We start from the raw sequence: 16,616 nt of genomic DNA, 5'->3' as shown, positions 1-16,616 counted from the left end.
TATAGCGGTTCTCCAATTGCTGTACACCGAATCCACTGCCGCTGAGTGGCTTTTTCCTCAAGAAAAAACCACCTTGCAGGATCTACAAAGGGCTACACCTATTGGAGAACCGCTCTAGCTACCGAATTTTACCGTAACAGTGACTCAAGCTTGACTAGAGGCCATTTCAATGGAGGCAAACATGCAATCTCATTTGAAGATGCCACAAGGCTTACTCTGGTTGCTGATGGTAGTGTTCCTGAGTTGCCAGACGATGGCATTCGCACAGGGCACAAGCGCCAGTTTGACGGGAACAGTCCTCGACGTTACTGGCGCAGCCGTCGCCGGTGCCAGCATCAAGGCCGTCAACGTTGACACCAACTATACGCTGGCAGGAAAGACGGACGGTGTGGGCATTTACCAACTGCGCCCGCTGCCCATTGGCCACTACAAGTTGACGGTCGAAGCCAAGGGCTTTGCACGTTACATTCAGGAAGGTATTGAGCTGACGGTTAACCAGTCGGCCACCGCCAATGTGACGCTGAAGGTTTCCAGCAATGGAGAAACCATCACGGTGAACTCGGACGCGGAACTGATTAACACAAGCTCAGCGGAGCTGGGAACAACGATTGGCCAGACCGGCATTTCGCAATTGCCGCTGGATGGTCGCGATCCCTCAGGTTTGGTGCTGCTTTCGCCCGGCACCGTGGATGCGGTTGGCCATGGTGGTGAAGCGCAACAAACCGGCTTCTCGTTCCCGAACGAAACCGGCGCCAGCACCGGCGGCGGACGCCAGGGAAGCACCTACTACATGTTGGACGGCGTAACCAACATGGATAGCTATGATTTGCTGACGGCGCCGTTCCCGAACTCCGATGCCACGCAGGAGTTCAAGGTTCTGACCAACAACTTTGGCGCGGAGTATGGTTTTGCCAGCGGTGGCGTGGTGCAGATTGCCACCAAGAGCGGCACCAACCAGTTCCATGGCGGCACCTTCTGGTACGTGCGCAACAATGCCCTGAATGCCACCGACTGGTTCAGCGGCATCACCGATACCATGCGCCGCAACCAGTACGGATTGTTTGCCGGCGGCCCGATCAAGAAGGACAAGCTGTTCATCTTCGGTAACTATCAGGGCACGAAGATCATCTACAACTCTTCGGACACGCTGACCACGACGCCCACCAATGCTATGCTCTCGGGCGACTTTAGCGGCTTAGCCACGACGGCGGATCTGGCCTCCGGCACGACGGATCTGATCGGTCCCTACAAGACCATCAACGGCAAGCCGAATCAGTTGGACACAAGCAAAGCCAAGCTCGATACGGCGTCCACGTACTTTGCCACTTACGGCATGACGCGCGCCGCGACGACGCTGGCCAGCAACAGCGCCACCCTACATCCGGGACAGCAGTTGCCCAATGGCGACATGATGTACGTCTATCCCACGGTGCACGACAGCTACGACGAAGGAACGCTGAAGCTGGACTATAACTATTCGCCGACCCAGACGTTCGTTCTGCGTTCGTTCACCAACCACTTTGGAGCGCCCTCAACCGATCAGCCCGGTAACATGGAGAGCGCCTACAACCACAGCACCTGGGATGCCAGCTTTTGGCAGGAGATGTGGTACTTCAACAACCTGCTGCAGCACAATTGGACGATCAATTCGAGTACGGTAAACACGATTTCCTTGTTCATGAACGAGATGAGCGCGCATAGCGCGGCGCAGGAACTGGACAGCACCGGCAAGCCCATGTGCTTCTCCAACGTGATTGCCGTCAACGAACCGACGGGCAGTTGCTACATGGGCCCGTTGCGGATTAACTCCGACCATGGCTTCGAAAGCGGGTGGGATGAGCCTTCGGCGGAGGTCCGCAATACGCTTGGATTTACAGATACTCTGAACAAGATCATTGGCAAGCATTCTCTGATTGCCGGCATTGATGTGCTGCATCAGCATGCGGTGGAGAACACACAATACCCGACCCAGCCGATGATCGGCTTTGGTCGCAACGGTGCTAGCAGCGCCGAGAACCCCTACGCCGGCACCACGGCTTACAACGGCTCGCTGGCAGACTTTATGATGGGCTACGCCATGGGCTACATGCAGGGCGCGGGCGAAATCTCGGATGTGGCTGGGTGGCAGGTTGCGCCCTACGTGCAGGATAACTGGCGCATTCGTTCCAACCTGACCATCAACATTGGTGTACGTTGGGATCCAAGTACGCCTCCTTCCATGAAGAATGATCGCGGTGCGGCGTTTAACTACAGCGCCTCGTCCTACGCTGCTTACAAGTTGGTGGGTATTGGAACCAGCTCCATTTACACCAACGCTCCAACGGGTCTGATGTTCCCCGGCGATCCGGACGTAACCAGCAGCCTGATCCACAAACAGATGGGCCGCATTGAACCGCGCGTGGGCTTTGCCTATCAACCCAAGGCGTTGCCGCATACCGCAATCCATGGTGGATTCGGCATCTTCGCCGGACCGCTGCAGTACTCGGAGTACAACCACGCCGCGGATGTTGCTCCCTTCAGTCCCACCTTCAACTTTTCGGGTTGGTGCTATCCCTGCGGCAGCGATATTGTTGACGGCGGCGGCATCATTCCCTTCGACAAGCCCTGGTCCAACACTTCGGTTTCGCCCTACAGCTCCAGCCCCTTCCCGGGAACCTTTGCCTGGGCAACGGCTAACTCGCGTCCGGCAAAGACTGTGGCGATTCCGACAGGCCAGCAGATCAGCCAGGTCTTTGCACACAACTTCAAGCAGCCGTTGACCTACTCCTGGAATCTGTCGATTGAACAGCAGATCACCCCGGCGACGGCCATCCGCATCGCCTACGTGGGCAATGAAACTTCGCACCTGTCGGTGGCAGAGGATCTGAACCCGCAGTGGCCGAACGGCCCTTCGTCTACTGTCTACACCAACCCGACCATTACCCGCGATGCCAGCTTTGCCGATATTTATGAAGATCAGAGCTGGGCAACGGCTAGTTACAACGCATTGCAGGTGAGCGTGGATCACCACATGTCCCACGGTCTGCAGGTACAGTCGAACTTCACCTACTCGCACACCATCGACATTGCCAGCAGCTCGAATGTTTCCTATGGCAATCCGTCGCTGGGCAACCCGTACAGCGCCAAATGGAACCGCGGCAATTCGAATATGGATATGCCGTGGGCCTGGAAGGGCGATTTTGTTTACCAGGCTCCCTCGTTCAAGCAAAAGGGCAAGCTGATAAGCGAGATCGTAGGCGGCTGGCAGTTGAGCGGCATCGTGAACTGGAACAATGGCTGGCCATTCAGCATCGGTTCGTATGATGATCCCGGCGTAGGCTTGTGGAATACCCGCGCGGACTCGGTGGCGGGCGTTTCTAACGGCATGGGCAAGGGCAATCACTGGGACTGGGTCAATTCGACCAAGGGCTTTTTCAACGCGAAGTCCTTTACCGATCCTGTCTCGTGCAATGACGCCACGACAGGATGGTGCGGCTTTGGTGATACCAGCCGCAACGCCTATATGGGCCCGGCCTACTTCGATCTGGACGCCTCGATCATGAAGAACTGGACTCTGATTGAGGGCAAAACTCTGCAATTCCGCTGGGATGCCTTCAACGCTCCCAACCATCCAACCTTCGCCAACCCAAGCTCCAACATCGATGGCGGCGACTTTGGCCTCGTAACAGGTACCAACACGCATCCACGCTACTTCCAGGGCGCGCTGCGGTTGACCTTCTAGTCAGAGCGAAACCAGAGTTGTGGTGTAGAGCACCGGCCTTCTAAGCCGGTGCTCTATCTATGTGTAGGGAGGTTCCTGCACTGAACCTGTAATTCAGGTGGTGCAGAATGCCCGTCAATGCACTTGTTCAAACCAAGATCAATCCAGAAATCAAGGAAGAAGCCACTGCGGTTTTCCACGCAATAGTTGTCCAGAACCAGATCTCGTCCCGTCTAAAAGCAGAGTAAATATCCCCCGGCAAAGCTCTTTCATGCGTTCTTGTGTTGCTTCTGCAGGATTCCATAGTCCGTTGCATCAGAGTGGAGAAGGATCGCCTGTGTGGGATTGGCCAGCCAATTGTAGAACAGGCCCAGAAAGAGCAAGCCTGCAAAGCAGGTGGCAAGAATGAAACCGGGCCGGAGTCCGCCCAGCAGGTCGCTGACGGCGCCCATGGCCAACGGTCCCAGCGCCGCTCCCGCGCAGGTAAAGAAGAGGATCACGCCAGCCACTGCACCATGCTCAGCTTTGGAAAAGCAGCTGATTCCTTTGGAATTCAGTGTGGGATAGAGGACGGACATGAACAGCCCGGAGAGCGCCAGTAGATAAACGGTCGCGTTGGGGCCGCCGAAAATCGATCCCAGAAAACAGGCAAGAATCACACCGCTGAAGACCATCAGAATGGTGGTCCAGTTCCAGCGTTTGGTTACCCAGGCTCCCAGAAAGCGACCGCCGGCACGCAGCACGAAGAAGATGGAGATCACGTAGGCGGCCATAAAGGCCGAGGACGGCTTGTTGTCTTTCAGATAGGTGGGCAGCCAGACGTAGATGGCGCACTCGACTGCGACGTAAAGAAAAAATTTGCGTTCAAACCGGGAGGCGTGGCCGCCCAAAAACAGGTCATTCTGCGGAATCGCCCAACATTGGGCCTCTGGAGTGCAAAGGTGGGAAGTGCACTGCTTCTGCGACGACACCGGAGCGCCTGAACTCTGTGGCGGAGGCGCTTCCATGGGAATGCAGGTAGGTTCCTACCTGGAGCCATGTTTAGTTATGACATGAACTTATATATGCAGTACGACGCAGCTCAACCTTCTAGCGTTGGGTTGCATTGCTGAATTCCTGTTTTAGCACACTTCAAGCGCGCGCGGGCATTGTCCGTACGTAACGCTCCCTTTACAGGGCGTGCGTGGCAAGGCTCGCTAAGCAGTTTCTGTGAAGAAACGATAATTTCATTGTTGTTCCCCGAAGTGCGGCTGCGCCTGCTGGTCGGTATGGCGTGAACCGTGGATGTTTCTCCCCTCCAACTCCCCGACGAGGTTGCATAGGCATTGTTTTTGGGGGTGTAAGCCCAAACCCCAGAAAATTCCGTCACCTCACTTCCAGCCCAGCAATGATCGCATCAAGGTCGATGACCTGCCCGTCACCACGGAATTTGTAGTGCCCGTTCAGATGGATGTGGCGCCAGGCCGCCGGCGACATCTTCTTGATTAACGCCAACGCTTTCGTATTGCCGGTTGCCTCGTACTTCACGACCAGCCGGGACAGGATGGCGGAGTTGTAGTAGATGATGGCGTTTGCGATGAGTCGTGCGCACTGATTGCTGATCTCGATCTCAATATCGGTTCTGCCAGTGAGTTCTTTCTTGCCGCCGACCTGTGCGATGGCGGAGCGCAGTTGATGGTAGGACTCGATCCGGTTTTGCGAGCGGTGAACATTGCGCTGCAACTGCGGGTCGCGCAGGTAGCGCAGGGTGTAGACGCTGCGGATCAGTTTATCAAGCTCGAAGAAGGCCCGCCGTGTGGGATTCGGCTGGGTATAGGTGCATAGCTTGCGGATCAGTGTGCCCTGGGTCATATCCTTGAGGCCCAGCGTGGCAATGATTCGGTCGATGTTGGCTTTTTCATCTATGATCGCCTGCCGGTCGATCTGGCCGACGGGACGGACCAGACAGTTTTCGTACAGCGCTGGATCGTCGGCGCAGTAAAGATCCTTCAGCCGCTCATCCAGATCGGTGAAGCGCGGCTCGAAGCGCCGCCCAAAGCAGTACAGAATGGCAAAGTTGGCCTTGTTAACGCTGTGCATGTCGCCGGTTATCACGGCCGGCACGATGTCCGACGTGTTGCGATACCAGATGTCGAACACATGATGAGCTTCAAACTCGTGCGCACCGATGAGCCATCCTTGCAGCGGCACGTGGTTGCACAGCAGTGTATAAGCGACGACGCCCTTGCCGCGGCCGAAATATTTGCGCGAATGGCGCGCCTTTATGGTCGGCCGCTCCACGCCGAGTTTCTGGCCATCGACGCTGCCGTAGAGCACGTCGAGATCGAAGGTATAGTACGGAAAGACCGACAGGTCGGCAATTGCATTGCTGATTTGGTCATTGGCCGCCTGTAGCGAGGCTTGGCGCAGGTATTGCTGGTAGGTTGCCTCCAACACGTGGTAGGAAATATCGCTTGTGCCGGCCATGACGAGGTTGCCATAATTCATCGCCTGGGCGATGATGACCGCCATCAGGCTGTCTGGATCGGCGATCTGTTTGGCGTAGCGTGGCTGCAGCGGCGTCAGCGCCGACAGAAACTGGCATTGTTCGTTCACGAAGCGGAACACGTCGGCGACATCGCAAAAGGACAGTTGCCCATAAAACGCACCTTCGTGTGCGTCGTCGTTGTCGGCCTTTTGCCGATGCAAGGAGAGCTTCTTGGTCTCGCTGTTGTAGTCGAGATGCTTCAACTTCCCCAAGCTCAACTCGCGGTTGAATGCCTGCCACTGCTCGTGCAATTCCGCTGTCAGCGCATCGAGTTGAGCGTCGATCGGTTGGCGCAGCCAGGGAATGTCCATCTGGCTGAGCACGTCAGCCTTTTCCTCAAGTGAGACGAGCTCATCGGTGAAACAGCGGTGTTGTAGGCTATCGTCCAGATAGATTTCGCCGGACTTGAGGCGCTTTTGGAGTTGGCGATATAGCCAAAACTCGTAGCGGTCGGCGTGTACGCCCGTTGGCTTTCCGTCCGCGTCGAATGTCAGCAAATATGGTCGCAGGCGCTTGGGTAGAGTAGGTTCCGGACATTCCGCGAGTGGGCGTTGCGACAGGCGCTGCTGTTTCGCAAATACGCCTTTTACCCAGGCAAGCGCCGCGAGCCATGGGTTGTCCGGTGTGACTCCACAGAAATCGAGTACCCCATAGAGTGGGCGCAGGTGGCGCTTGATGCGCTCGGCGAGTCCATCGACTGCCTGCCAGCGCAAGGCCAGCATACTTTCAGGTTTCACGCTCAGGCGTTGGCTAGCGGTTTCGAGCGCATCCTGGGTCATGATCTTGAACGCTCGCTGGCGCACATCGCCAAAGGGCATGGCATCGGGCACCCTTTCGTCAACAAAGAGCAGAAGCAAGCGCCCAACTTGTGGCGTTTCCTGCTGTCGCCGCACCTGCTCCGCAACAAAATGCTTGTTCGTCCTGACCTTGCTCTCATCTTCGAACTGCTTCATGTGGTAACCGGAAGCATCGACAAGATTGTCGGTGAGCTGCCGATAGCGCTGCCAGGCGTAGCACAGGAGGTACAAATGGGTCTGCTCGGACTTGAGACGGCGCAGGTCATAGACGGTATAGAAGATAGCCAGATCCGCGTAATAATGCAGATTCTGCTGTGAGATCGCGAGCTTGGGCAGAAGTGCCTTGGCAATCCGGTAGAGCAACTCCAACTTGGCGCGCTTCTCCCGCTCGCGCGCCATCTGCCGCCAACCGAAGTCCTTGGCATCCTGCTTGAGAGCGGCCAACTCGGACAGAGTGTCGTCACGTACCAGAAGTTGCGCAAGCGCGTTCTTGGCCGCTTCGTCGAGTACGCCGGCGAGCAGATTCCCCAAGCGCTGGCGCTCGGCAGACAGCGCCTCGCTGATTAGCGTCTGCAAGGTCGTGTAGCCGGGCCGGACGATTTTGTGCTCGTTGAAGTAAGCGATCAGCTCCACGACGATAAAGCCGGGCGTCACGTCGCGCCGAACGATCTGGTCAACTTGTTGCTGGAGCTGCTGGAGAAAGTCCACCGACCATAGCTGATAGGCAAACAATTCTGCGATCAGGGCGCGCTGGGTGAAATACTCGTGCTTCGTGATCGTGTGTGGTTCAAATGTGCTGCCGTTGAAATAGCGGCTCAGAACAAAGGAACTATCGTCTTGGATGTCGTCCCAGGCGAAGCGAAAGAAGGCATGTTTGGCTTTGAAGTAGCCGATCTGCAAGGTGCAATAAACTTGGGCATGGAGGCCGGGACGACTACTGGCGAGCGCCAGTTCCGCTTCAGACAGCGACAGATATTGCAGTCTCTGCCCATCGTCGAAGTCAGGCAGACCGTACAGGGCGAACTGCTCGGCGTCCGACAGGATGGTCAAGAGCTTGTTCTTGCTGGTCATCGCTATGTCGTTCCCTCAGTGCCCGGCCAGCCGAGCCGCGCGAGCGTCTCGATCAGCGTGGTGCGCTTGACGCCGAAGTTGCGGCATACGGCTGCCTTCGACATGCCTCCTTTCAGCGCAGCAATGACAGCCTCCAGCTTCTCGCCTGCTATGGCGGGAGGGCGGCCCCCAATACGTCCGCGCCGCTTGGCGGCAGCCAGTCCGGCGACGACACGCTCGCGGGTCAGAGCGCGCTCATACTGCGCAAGCGCGCCAAACACATGGAACAGCAGTTCGCCCGAAGCCGTGGTAGTGTCCATCCCCTCGGTCAGCGAACGAAACGCGACCTGGCGCTCGCGCAGCGAGTTGATGATCGTCAGCAGGTGCGAGAGCGAGCGGCCGAGCCGATCCAGCTTCCACACGACCAGCACATCGCCCGGGCGAGCGAACGCCTGCGCGGAGATCAGGCCGGGGCGGTCATCCTTAGCACCGGAAGCATGATCCTCGAACAGGTGGCGTTCGTCGACGCCCGCTGCCAGCAGCGCGTCGCGCTGTAGGTTGGTGGTCTGGCGATCGGAATCGGAGGAGACCCGCATATAGCCAACAAGCATGTACGGAAAACCTCTGGCATTGGATTCTCGTATACTATAGCGACAGAGTTTTCCGTATATTTCTGGGCGGTCTCCAGAACCGTTTTTCTTAGCCGAACAGGACCTGCCGAAAAACAGGTGTTTTCCGTCAGAAGAAATGCACCCGACAATGGACCTCAGATAGCGGTTCGTGACACTGCGTGTTCTACCCCAAAGGGAATGGCCCGGAATCGTGACGGAATTTTCTGGGGTTTGGGCTTACACCCCCTATTTGAGAGAGAGCTTGACCCTTGGGCAAGTTTTGGCGCTGACCATCAGACCGAAGTCTCTTGCTGGAATAAGCAAATTCCTGGCCCTCGGCTTCCCTCCGTTCCCAATCCTGACGACTGAAACGGTGCAAGATGCACTTCCACAGAAAGGAACTCACGTGGACAAACGGATTCCCGCGCTGAGAAACAATGCTCTGCAATGCAGTCGGACCGAAACGAGCTGGTCCCTCCTGCCTTTTGTGTTACTGGTTCTGTATCTTCTGCTGCCAGCTTGCGCGCAGGCTCAGAGCTATAGTGTCGCCAACTGTGGTTCAGGCACGAACACAACGATTACCGGTACGGTGTACGACCCGGCTGGTAAAAATCCACTGCCCAACATTCTGGTGTACGTTCCGCAGGCTGCGGTGACGGCATTTACAGATGGAGTCAATGCCAGCACGCCGGTCAGGGACAGCTACGCAAATCTGGTTTCTGGCAACCCACTGGTACAGGTTACGACCGGCTCTGACGGCACATTTTCGCTGGTTGGCGTTCCGGCAGGAACCGGCGTGCCGCTGATGATTCAGGCGGGGCGCTGGCGTCGCCAGTTTGTCATCAGCACAGTGACGGCCTGTGCTTCCAACGCACTGTATTCCACCGCTGTCACCACGGTGGGCACCGATCCCGGCGATCTGGAGACGAGCGATCTGACGCAAGGTGGCAGCAGTTCACTGACCGGCTATAACGAGTACACCTCGCTACGTTTTGCGCGCACTCAGAACGAGGGCGACATTCCGAAGATTGCCCTAGTTACCGGCGGTTCGGACGGGCTGGAGTGCTCGCTACGCAAGGTTGGTATTGATGACTCCGAATTTACCGACACTACGGTGGGCATCAACAGTACTAGCGGCAGCTCGGCAGTCAGCGCCAGTTCGCCCATGGGGCGAGTCAACCTTTATAAGAGAAACACTGGCGGAGGCGCATCCGCACCCAGCTACAACGGGTCCGGTACGGCGGTTGCATCCCCACAAACAGGCTATGAGCTGTTCGAAAACACCTCTACGCTGGAACAGCAGATTCTACGCTGGAAACCAGCGGAAGCAATATCACGTATGCGGCAAACGTGGCTGCCTTTACCAATGCGGGCGGGCGCATCTTCGCGACGCACTTCAGCTCGGATCTGTTGAATTCGGAAAGCTCCATCTCCGGAGCGGCCAACTGGGTTTCGCCGGTCACCCCGTCCTCTCAGACAGGAACAGCGACCATCAATTCAACGAGCAGCGACAGTCAGACGATGGGTGAGTGGCTCTACGGCCTGAATGGCGGCACGGAATATCAGGTGGGCGTATCAAGCCTTCGCATTAGCCAGACCGGCACCAATGTTCCTACGGTGAATTGGGCCACGGTTTACGGTGCTGACTGGACGTATGAAAGTACGACAATCACCAATCCGGTGGTGGAGTTCTCCTACTACACGCCCGTTACGGCAAGTTCCACCACCAATCAGTATGGCCGTGTCTTCTTCTCTGATTATCACGTCAATACAGGAGGGAGCAGCGGCGTCTTTCCTGCGGAGTGTGTTGACAGCATGGCCAAGACGTACGCCATGACCGCGCAGGAAGAGATGCTGGAATACAGCCTCTTCCAGCTGATGAACTTTGCCATTCCCCAGTTTGCTCCCAGTGTAAGCCTGGCGGTGGTGGCAACGCCCACAACGCTGAATGCAGGCGATACCAACGACAATCTTTACTTCACCATTACCAACAGCAGCAGCACGCAGGACGTAACGCTGGATTCGACTGTAACCCTGACCATGACGCTGCCAACCGGCATCACGGCCAGCAGCGTCAGCGCAACAGGTTGGAGCTGCACGGTGGCTTCATCGACGGTGACCTGCACGCTTACCTCGGTGCTGCCTGCGGAAGCCAGCAATACGGTGGACGTAAAGGTGGATGTAGCCTCAACTGTAACTGCAGGCACGCCTGCGGTCACGGCATTGCTGAGCAGCAAAGAGTTCACTGCGAACGCGACGTTGTCGGTTACCGTGAACACGGCCTATGGCCCTGCGAGTACGACGACGGCATTGGCATCGAGCGCGGCCAGCGTAATGTATGGCACTCAAGTGACCTTTACAGCCACGCTGAGTTCAGCTTCCGGCACGCCCACGGGCACAGTAACCTTCTATGCCGGCACGACGTCTCTTGGTACAGGCCAGCTTACGGGTGGCATTGCCACATTGCAGACGGCCTCTTTGGCCGCAGGCACGTACAGCATGACGGCTGTGTATGGTGGTACCAGTAACTATGCAGCAAGCACGAGTCCGGCATTGACGCAGCAGATCATCGATCTGAGTTCGGTGCTGTCCGGCTCTGGCTCAGGAACTGATTCGGGCTCCAGCTCAAGTTCCTCGAGCGATACAACGACTGTGACGGCCACGGCAGGTGGCAGCGCCAGTGTGACGCTTTCCTTGACATCCAACCAGAGCATCATCTTGCCCGTGAACAGCACGCTCACCGTGACGGGCCAGCCCAGCGGTACGGGGATTACCTTGACCGGAAAAAACTGGGAGACGCTTGCTGAGGCGAGCTGGCTCTTCCCGAAGGGCTACACGCTGACCAGTCCGACGCTTACCTTCGCTTTGCCGTCGCAGCTTACCTCGCACAACAATGCGGAGCCGTTTTTCCGTTCCGGAGCTGCTCCCCTGCTGCTGAGCCTGTTGCTGCTGCCCTTTGCGCGCCGCATGCGCAAGGTGGGCAAGCGGCTGCTTTTGCTGGCAGTGCTGGCCCTCAGTCTGACAGGAACGTTAGGCGTAACAGGTTGCACTGCGCACAACGGCTTCTACGCAGAAAAAAGCTACACCGTAACGATCACCCTAACTGCTGGCAGTGTGACGAAGATTTCCTACGTTACGCTGAACGTGAACTAAGAGAGGATCGACATGAAATTGTATGCAAAATGCCTGATGTTAATGGTCGTCGTCCTCGCTTCCAGCGCGTTATTTGCGCAGAGTGGAACGGCAAATTCCCCACACGGCACACTTGAAGTGGCCATCGGCTACAAGTTTAGTTATGCCAATACAACGTCTCCCTACCAGTTCTGGCAGAACGGCGGCTCGGTGGAACTACATGGACAGTTCTGGAAGGGACTCGGCGTAGTGGGCCGCGTGGACGTACTGCACAACTCAGATATGCAGCACACCGGCGTTGGCCTTGACCTGGTAACGACTGTTGCAGGACCGCGCTATACCTGGACACCAGGAAAGAGCCGCTTCAGCTACTACGGTGAAGTGCTCGGTGGCAACTCCAAGGGGCTGAACAGTCAGTTCCCGGTGGACTCTGGCTTTGTGGCAAGCGCAGATAGCGCAGCCTTTCTGTTGGGCGGAGGCGTGAACTATCACATCAAAAAATGGCTGGGAGTGCGGCTACTCGATACGCACTGGATGAGAACAGACTTCCCGAACGCGACCACCGGGAACCAGAACACCCTGGTCGCGGGAGCTGGCGTAGTCTTTCGTCTTCCGTAATTCAAGAACAATACCCGGAGCAAACCAGAGTGTTTGTATCCCGCTTGGTTTTCGTTTCAGATTTCCGCTTGCTGCTGAAGCGGTGGATTGGGACAAGAATCTTTGGGATGCAGGCACTCTGTCTTTTTGCGTCCTGCGCAATTTGTGCATGCAAAATGGCTACAAAGCAGGCGGGCCAGAGAGCAGATAATTGACCCAACTGATGCCGCGAATGCCGTGGCGCGTTGCATATTCTTCGTCGCCAGGAGCCGTAATTACGAGCGGCACAAATGCTGGATAACGGCGGCAAAACTCTAGCAATCCGGTCAGATCAGTAGCTGTAAAACGGCCGGTTTTGACTTCTACTGCCCATTTGCCCCAACTGCCTTCGAAGACGCCATCTACCTCTATAGGTTCTTCGCGCCAGTACGTCACCTGCTGATTTTGGTTCACGGCAAATGCCAAACAGGCATTTTCTACCCACTGACCAAAGCGTCTTGGCTCATGCTTTTGATCGGGAGCTCCGTGCGGATGTGTGGCCGTGAGAAGAGCGTTATTGAGCACCACAATCTTTGGCGGTGACCTATTTGCGCTAGCTGCTCAAGCTGAGCAATCAGCGACCTTAGAGAGGGTACAATATTCTCTGTTTATATATGTGATAATGTCCTTTATCAACTGTATGGAGGTTTCCTTGAGCGACGATCTGAACGCCTTCCCACAGCGAAGCGCTGGCGATTACGCCCACGCCGCCGCAAGAGCAGCCCTTTCCATGATCCCGGTTGCCGGCGGCGCGGCAGCGGAGCTGTTCTCCATAGTTCTGGCGCCGCCGCTTGGAAAGCGACGGGATACTTGGCTGGAAAACCTCTACAGGCGTCTCAAGCAGGTGGAAGACCAGGTTGCCGGCTTTCACTTCTAGGATTTGCAGCATAACGACGCCTTTGTTTCCGCAGCTTTTCAGGCCACTCAGTCAGCGCTAAGAACGCATCAGCAAGAAAAGCTGGAGGCCCTTCAGAACGCGGTTCTCAACGTCGCCCTGAGTACATCGCCGGATGAAGAGAAACAGTTGGTGTTTCTGGGCCTGATCGATGTCCTGTCGGTCACTCATCTGGAGCTGCTGAAGCTGTTCAGCGATCGCCGGTCGTATCCGATGGACCGCATGAACCAGCTGCGAGAGCGGCGTGGATTGACCGACCCGAGGGTGCTTGAACTGAACAATCGCGGATGGCTGAACGATCCACGACCCTATGTAGCCCGCACCCGCGAATCGGAAGATGGCTTGGTCATCCAAGATTGGACCCTTACGTCGCTCGGAAAAGAATTCCTGTCGTTCATTGCGGTTCTGGGGCCGGTCCACAAATGACAACTGTGCTCGCCACAATTTCACCTCTTCCCGGCTCGGTCGTACCCGCTCTGATTGCGGCTTCCGGAGATCGTGCTGGCGTGCGTTTTTTGGAGTTTTTTGCCGCGCAGATCCGCAATCCCCACACCCGACGGGCCTACGCGCGGGCGGTGGGAGAGTTTCTCTCGTGGTGCGAAAGTATCGGCGTCGCTTCCCTGCCCGCCATTCAGCCGTTGCACGTGGCAAGCTGGATTGAGATGCAGGGCCGGGAGGTTTCAGCGCCCAGCGTGAAGCAGCAGCTTGCGGCTGTACGGCACCTGTTTGACTGGCTGGTCATGGGCCAGGTCGTACCGGTGAACCCGGCGGCCTCGGTGCGCGGGCCGCGCCACGTGGTGCGTGTGGGCAAGACCGCGGTGCTGGAGCCGGCCGAGGCGCGGGCGCTCTTGGACAGCATCGACACCACGACACCGGCGGGCCTGCGCGACCGGGCGCTGATTTCCCTGATGGTCTACAGCTTCGCCCGCATCGGGGCCGCCCTGGCCATGAAGGTCGAGGATGTGTTCACGCAGAACCGCCGGTTGTGGGTGCGGCTCCACGAGAAGGGCGGCAAGGATCATGCCCTGCCCTGCCACCACAATCTGGAGCAGGCACTCACTCTATATATTGATGGAACCGGCATCGCAGCTGAGCCGAAGGGGGCGCTGTTTCGGACGATAGGCCGTGGCACTGGCCAGCTTACCCATACGCCTCTGCCCCAGGCCAACGCCCACGCGATGATCCGCCGGCGAGTACTGGCGGCCGGAATCAAGACGAAGATAGGCTGTCACAGTTTCCGGGCGACAGGCATTACGGCCTATCTGAAGAACGGCGGCACGCTGAAGTGCGCCGCTGCCATGGCCAACCACGCCAGCACCCGCACCACCCAATTCTACGACCGCCGCAGCGACGAGATGAGCCTCGATGAGGTTGAGCGGATCACGATTTGAGAGGAAATCCGATCAACAGCAGGTGGGCCAATTTCTTGTGGCGCGACGTAGATTTCTCGTAGCTGGCCTGTTTGGCGGCCTGGGTATAGGATTGCGGAGGAATCTAAATCAAATCTGCCAAAGCCTCATCCACCAATACCCGAAGCTGACGGTCTTCACTACGAGCCATCTCCAACACAGAGCGAAGGATTTCAGCATTAACCTAAGAGACGAATTTTTCGCGAGCCTTAGCCGTCATGGTTTATCTCCATCCTGCCCTCTAACGCATCAAGGTGGCTTCTACTATGACCATAGGGAAGGCATGTTTTTTTCAAACCCTCTAAAAAAACGGGGTTTCTCAATGAATTCAACTTTTTTGGTGGTATGTGTTTTAGGTTAGATTCAAGTGCATGGAGAAACAGCGCCCTCTGAGCATAATGGCTGGCGAAACATAATTAATGTAAAGTCACTGCTGTCCAAGATAACAGGAAGCGTCTTAGACGAACGTTGATCTGACAGGGCATAGTGCGTCGTTCCCGTGCATTGACGGAACGGGTTGGTCGGTTCCGAGTTATGCGAAGAGCAATCAGCTGTCCAAGATGTACTCCGAAATGGTCCCGTAGTTGTCTGCTTTATCCCTTGTCGAGAGTTTCTGCTGTCCAAGTCAAGCGAAGACCAGCTCCAGTTGTGAAGTGGGTGGCGTTTCCGGTGCCTGGAAAGGATCGTTGATCCACTTCCATAAGTCGCGATAGACGAACAGTTGCTGGCGCAACAGAACCATGAAGTTGGACAAGTGCCACCCGAAGGTCGACTTCATGTGCAGGATCTTGACCAGCAGCATGGCGATCAGCGCCGTCCAGATCTGCGTCTTCAGTGCGTTGGCCGAGGTGCCGACGAAGGTCTTTACCTTGCAAGACTGCTTCAGGGCCTTAAAAAACAACTCGATCTTCCAGCGATTCCTGTAGATCTCAGCAACGGTGGCAGCGGCCAGTTTCATATTGTTGGTCAGGAAGACCAGGGTACGCTGCTGCTCTTCGTCGAAGAACTCGATACGGCGCATCATGGGTGGGTTGTCGTTCTCCGCGGCCTGCTGCGTCATGCAGATGATCTGATCGCTCACCAGTCCCTTGCGCTGGGGAAGATCCAGATCCTCAACTTCGATGATGTCCGCATTCGTCTTCAGGCGGGTGACGAAGTAAACACCCTGCAGGGTCAGCCGCTCGAACCAGTTGTAGTCGGTATAGCCGCGATCGAAGACCAGGATGGTGCCGGGCGGGAACTCCCACTGGCGAGTCACGGTAACTTCATGCTGCTTGCCGTCGGTGATGACCCCGTAGCAGGGCAGCAGGCCGTCGTGATCGAGCATCAGATGCAGCTTCACTGCTCCCTTGGTACGCCGGAACTGCGCCCAATCGAAGACCGAGGCGCACAGTTCGATGGTGGTCGCATCGATCGACAGCAGCTTGTTCTTGAAGCGGAACTTGTGCCGGACGCCTGACTGTTGGGCCTGAGTGCGGGCGACCTCCAACATCTGATAGAAGAGATCCTCGAACAGTGCGCTGGGGCGATGGGCGTTGGCATAAGCCAAGGTCGAGCGCTTAGGAGCGGCAGGCAAGCCCAGGTGACGCAGTTTGCCTTCGCTGGCGGCCAAGCCGTTGGTGATGTCACGCAAGCTGTTGACTGAACCCAACTGACAAAACAACATCGCCACCAACTGGCCCCAACAAGTGAAGCCTTTGGCATTGCGTTCGGCTTCATCCTTGCGAACGGCGGAATCGAAATCGGCGCGTGGGATCAACTTCAAGACTTGGGAGAAAATGCTGCATACTATGGACAAGGCTGCGTCCTCCTCTGACGGTCAAGTTCTAGACAAACCCAACCTATCAGATCGATGCAGC

General features: G+C 56.8%; 11 protein-coding genes and 1 pseudogene. 7 read left to right on the top strand and 5 right to left on the bottom strand.

The window, feature by feature from the left end; genetic code table 11:
- The first annotated feature begins 181 nt into the window (after window positions 1-181).
- Window positions 182-3,721, top strand: a complete 3,540-nt coding sequence (locus tag ACOBR2_RS21195) for a carboxypeptidase regulatory-like domain-containing protein (RefSeq protein ID WP_420240128.1) — start codon at window positions 182-184, stop codon at window positions 3,719-3,721.
- A 248-nt stretch (window positions 3,722-3,969) separates the two neighbouring features.
- On the opposite strand, the gene ACOBR2_RS21190 is transcribed toward ACOBR2_RS21195, so the two are convergent.
- The 3 genes from ACOBR2_RS21190 to ACOBR2_RS21180 all read right to left on the bottom strand — a co-directional run bounded on the left by ACOBR2_RS21190 (window position 3,970) and on the right by ACOBR2_RS21180 (window position 8,685).
- Window positions 3,970-4,707, bottom strand: coding sequence for an MFS transporter (locus ACOBR2_RS21190; RefSeq protein WP_420240127.1), 738 nt, complete (start codon window positions 4,705-4,707; stop codon window positions 3,970-3,972).
- A 358-nt stretch (window positions 4,708-5,065) separates the two neighbouring features.
- Entirely contained in the window at window positions 5,066-8,095 is a 3,030-nt protein-coding gene (locus tag ACOBR2_RS21185) for a Tn3 family transposase (RefSeq protein WP_420240126.1), read from the bottom strand.
- Between the two features lie 2 nt (window positions 8,096-8,097).
- Window positions 8,098-8,685, bottom strand: a complete 588-nt coding sequence (locus tag ACOBR2_RS21180) for a recombinase family protein (RefSeq protein ID WP_420240125.1) — start codon at window positions 8,683-8,685, stop codon at window positions 8,098-8,100.
- A 487-nt stretch (window positions 8,686-9,172) separates the two neighbouring features.
- On the opposite strand from ACOBR2_RS21180, the gene ACOBR2_RS21175 reads away from it, so the two are divergent.
- The 3 genes from ACOBR2_RS21175 to ACOBR2_RS21165 are packed head-to-tail and all read left to right on the top strand — an operon-like array spanning window position 9,173 to window position 12,435.
- Entirely contained in the window at window positions 9,173-10,099 is a 927-nt protein-coding gene (locus tag ACOBR2_RS21175; RefSeq protein WP_420240124.1) for a carboxypeptidase-like regulatory domain-containing protein, read from the top strand.
- Window positions 10,036-11,838, top strand: coding sequence for an Ig-like domain repeat protein (locus tag ACOBR2_RS21170; protein WP_420240123.1), 1,803 nt, complete (start codon window positions 10,036-10,038; stop codon window positions 11,836-11,838). The genes ACOBR2_RS21175 and ACOBR2_RS21170 overlap by 64 nt, the downstream gene beginning before the upstream one ends.
- Before the next feature lie 12 nt (window positions 11,839-11,850).
- Window positions 11,851-12,435 (top strand): hypothetical protein, encoded by a 585-nt coding sequence (locus ACOBR2_RS21165; protein WP_420240122.1) that lies wholly within the window; start codon window positions 11,851-11,853, stop codon window positions 12,433-12,435.
- Between the two features lie 159 nt (window positions 12,436-12,594).
- Here the strand turns inward: ACOBR2_RS21165 and ACOBR2_RS21160 are convergent.
- Window positions 12,595-12,990: pseudogene (locus tag ACOBR2_RS21160) on the bottom strand (DUF4143 domain-containing protein); the annotation flags it as partial.
- A gap of 115 nt (window positions 12,991-13,105) precedes the next feature.
- Between ACOBR2_RS21160 and ACOBR2_RS21155 the strand changes: the two are divergent.
- Genes ACOBR2_RS21155 through ACOBR2_RS21145 form a run of 3 tightly spaced genes read left to right on the top strand, consistent with a single transcriptional unit; the run spans window position 13,106 to window position 14,739 of the window.
- Window positions 13,106-13,330, top strand: a complete 225-nt coding sequence (locus ACOBR2_RS21155; RefSeq protein WP_420240121.1) for a hypothetical protein — start codon at window positions 13,106-13,108, stop codon at window positions 13,328-13,330.
- Window positions 13,331-13,333: 3 nt separating this feature from the next.
- On the top strand, window positions 13,334-13,774 hold the full coding sequence (locus tag ACOBR2_RS21150; RefSeq protein WP_420240120.1) for a hypothetical protein: 441 nt from the start codon (window positions 13,334-13,336) through the stop codon (window positions 13,772-13,774).
- Window positions 13,771-14,739 (top strand): tyrosine-type recombinase/integrase, encoded by a 969-nt coding sequence (locus tag ACOBR2_RS21145; RefSeq protein WP_420240119.1) that lies wholly within the window; start codon window positions 13,771-13,773, stop codon window positions 14,737-14,739. Before ACOBR2_RS21150 ends, ACOBR2_RS21145 begins: the two co-directional genes overlap by 4 nt.
- Before the next feature lie 643 nt (window positions 14,740-15,382).
- Here ACOBR2_RS21145 and ACOBR2_RS21140 read toward each other — a convergent pair.
- Window positions 15,383-16,555: an IS4 family transposase gene (locus tag ACOBR2_RS21140; RefSeq protein ID WP_420236114.1), complete on the bottom strand. Its 1,173-nt coding sequence runs from the start codon at window positions 16,553-16,555 to the stop codon at window positions 15,383-15,385.
- Between the last annotated feature and the right edge of the window lie 61 nt (window positions 16,556-16,616).

Source organism: Telmatobacter bradus (genome assembly GCF_048629425.1).
GTDB lineage: Bacteria > Acidobacteriota > Terriglobia > Terriglobales > Acidobacteriaceae > Telmatobacter > Telmatobacter bradus.
The sequence above is the reverse complement of the archived record's forward strand: the minus strand, read 5'-3'. Positions and strand labels throughout refer to the sequence as shown.

Coding starts and splice junctions, on each gene's coding strand:
- ACOBR2_RS21190 (WP_420240127.1), bottom strand. CDS start 4,707: ATGGAAGCGCCTCCGCCACAGAGTTCAGGCGCTCCGGTGTCGTCGCAG.
- ACOBR2_RS21195 (WP_420240128.1), top strand. CDS start 182: ATGCAATCTCATTTGAAGATGCCACAAGGCTTACTCTGGTTGCTGATG.
- ACOBR2_RS21180 (WP_420240125.1), bottom strand. CDS start 8,685: ATGCTTGTTGGCTATATGCGGGTCTCCTCCGATTCCGATCGCCAGACC.
- ACOBR2_RS21165 (WP_420240122.1), top strand. CDS start 11,851: ATGAAATTGTATGCAAAATGCCTGATGTTAATGGTCGTCGTCCTCGCT.
- ACOBR2_RS21185 (WP_420240126.1), bottom strand. CDS start 8,095: ATGACCAGCAAGAACAAGCTCTTGACCATCCTGTCGGACGCCGAGCAG.
- ACOBR2_RS21145 (WP_420240119.1), top strand. CDS start 13,771: ATGACAACTGTGCTCGCCACAATTTCACCTCTTCCCGGCTCGGTCGTA.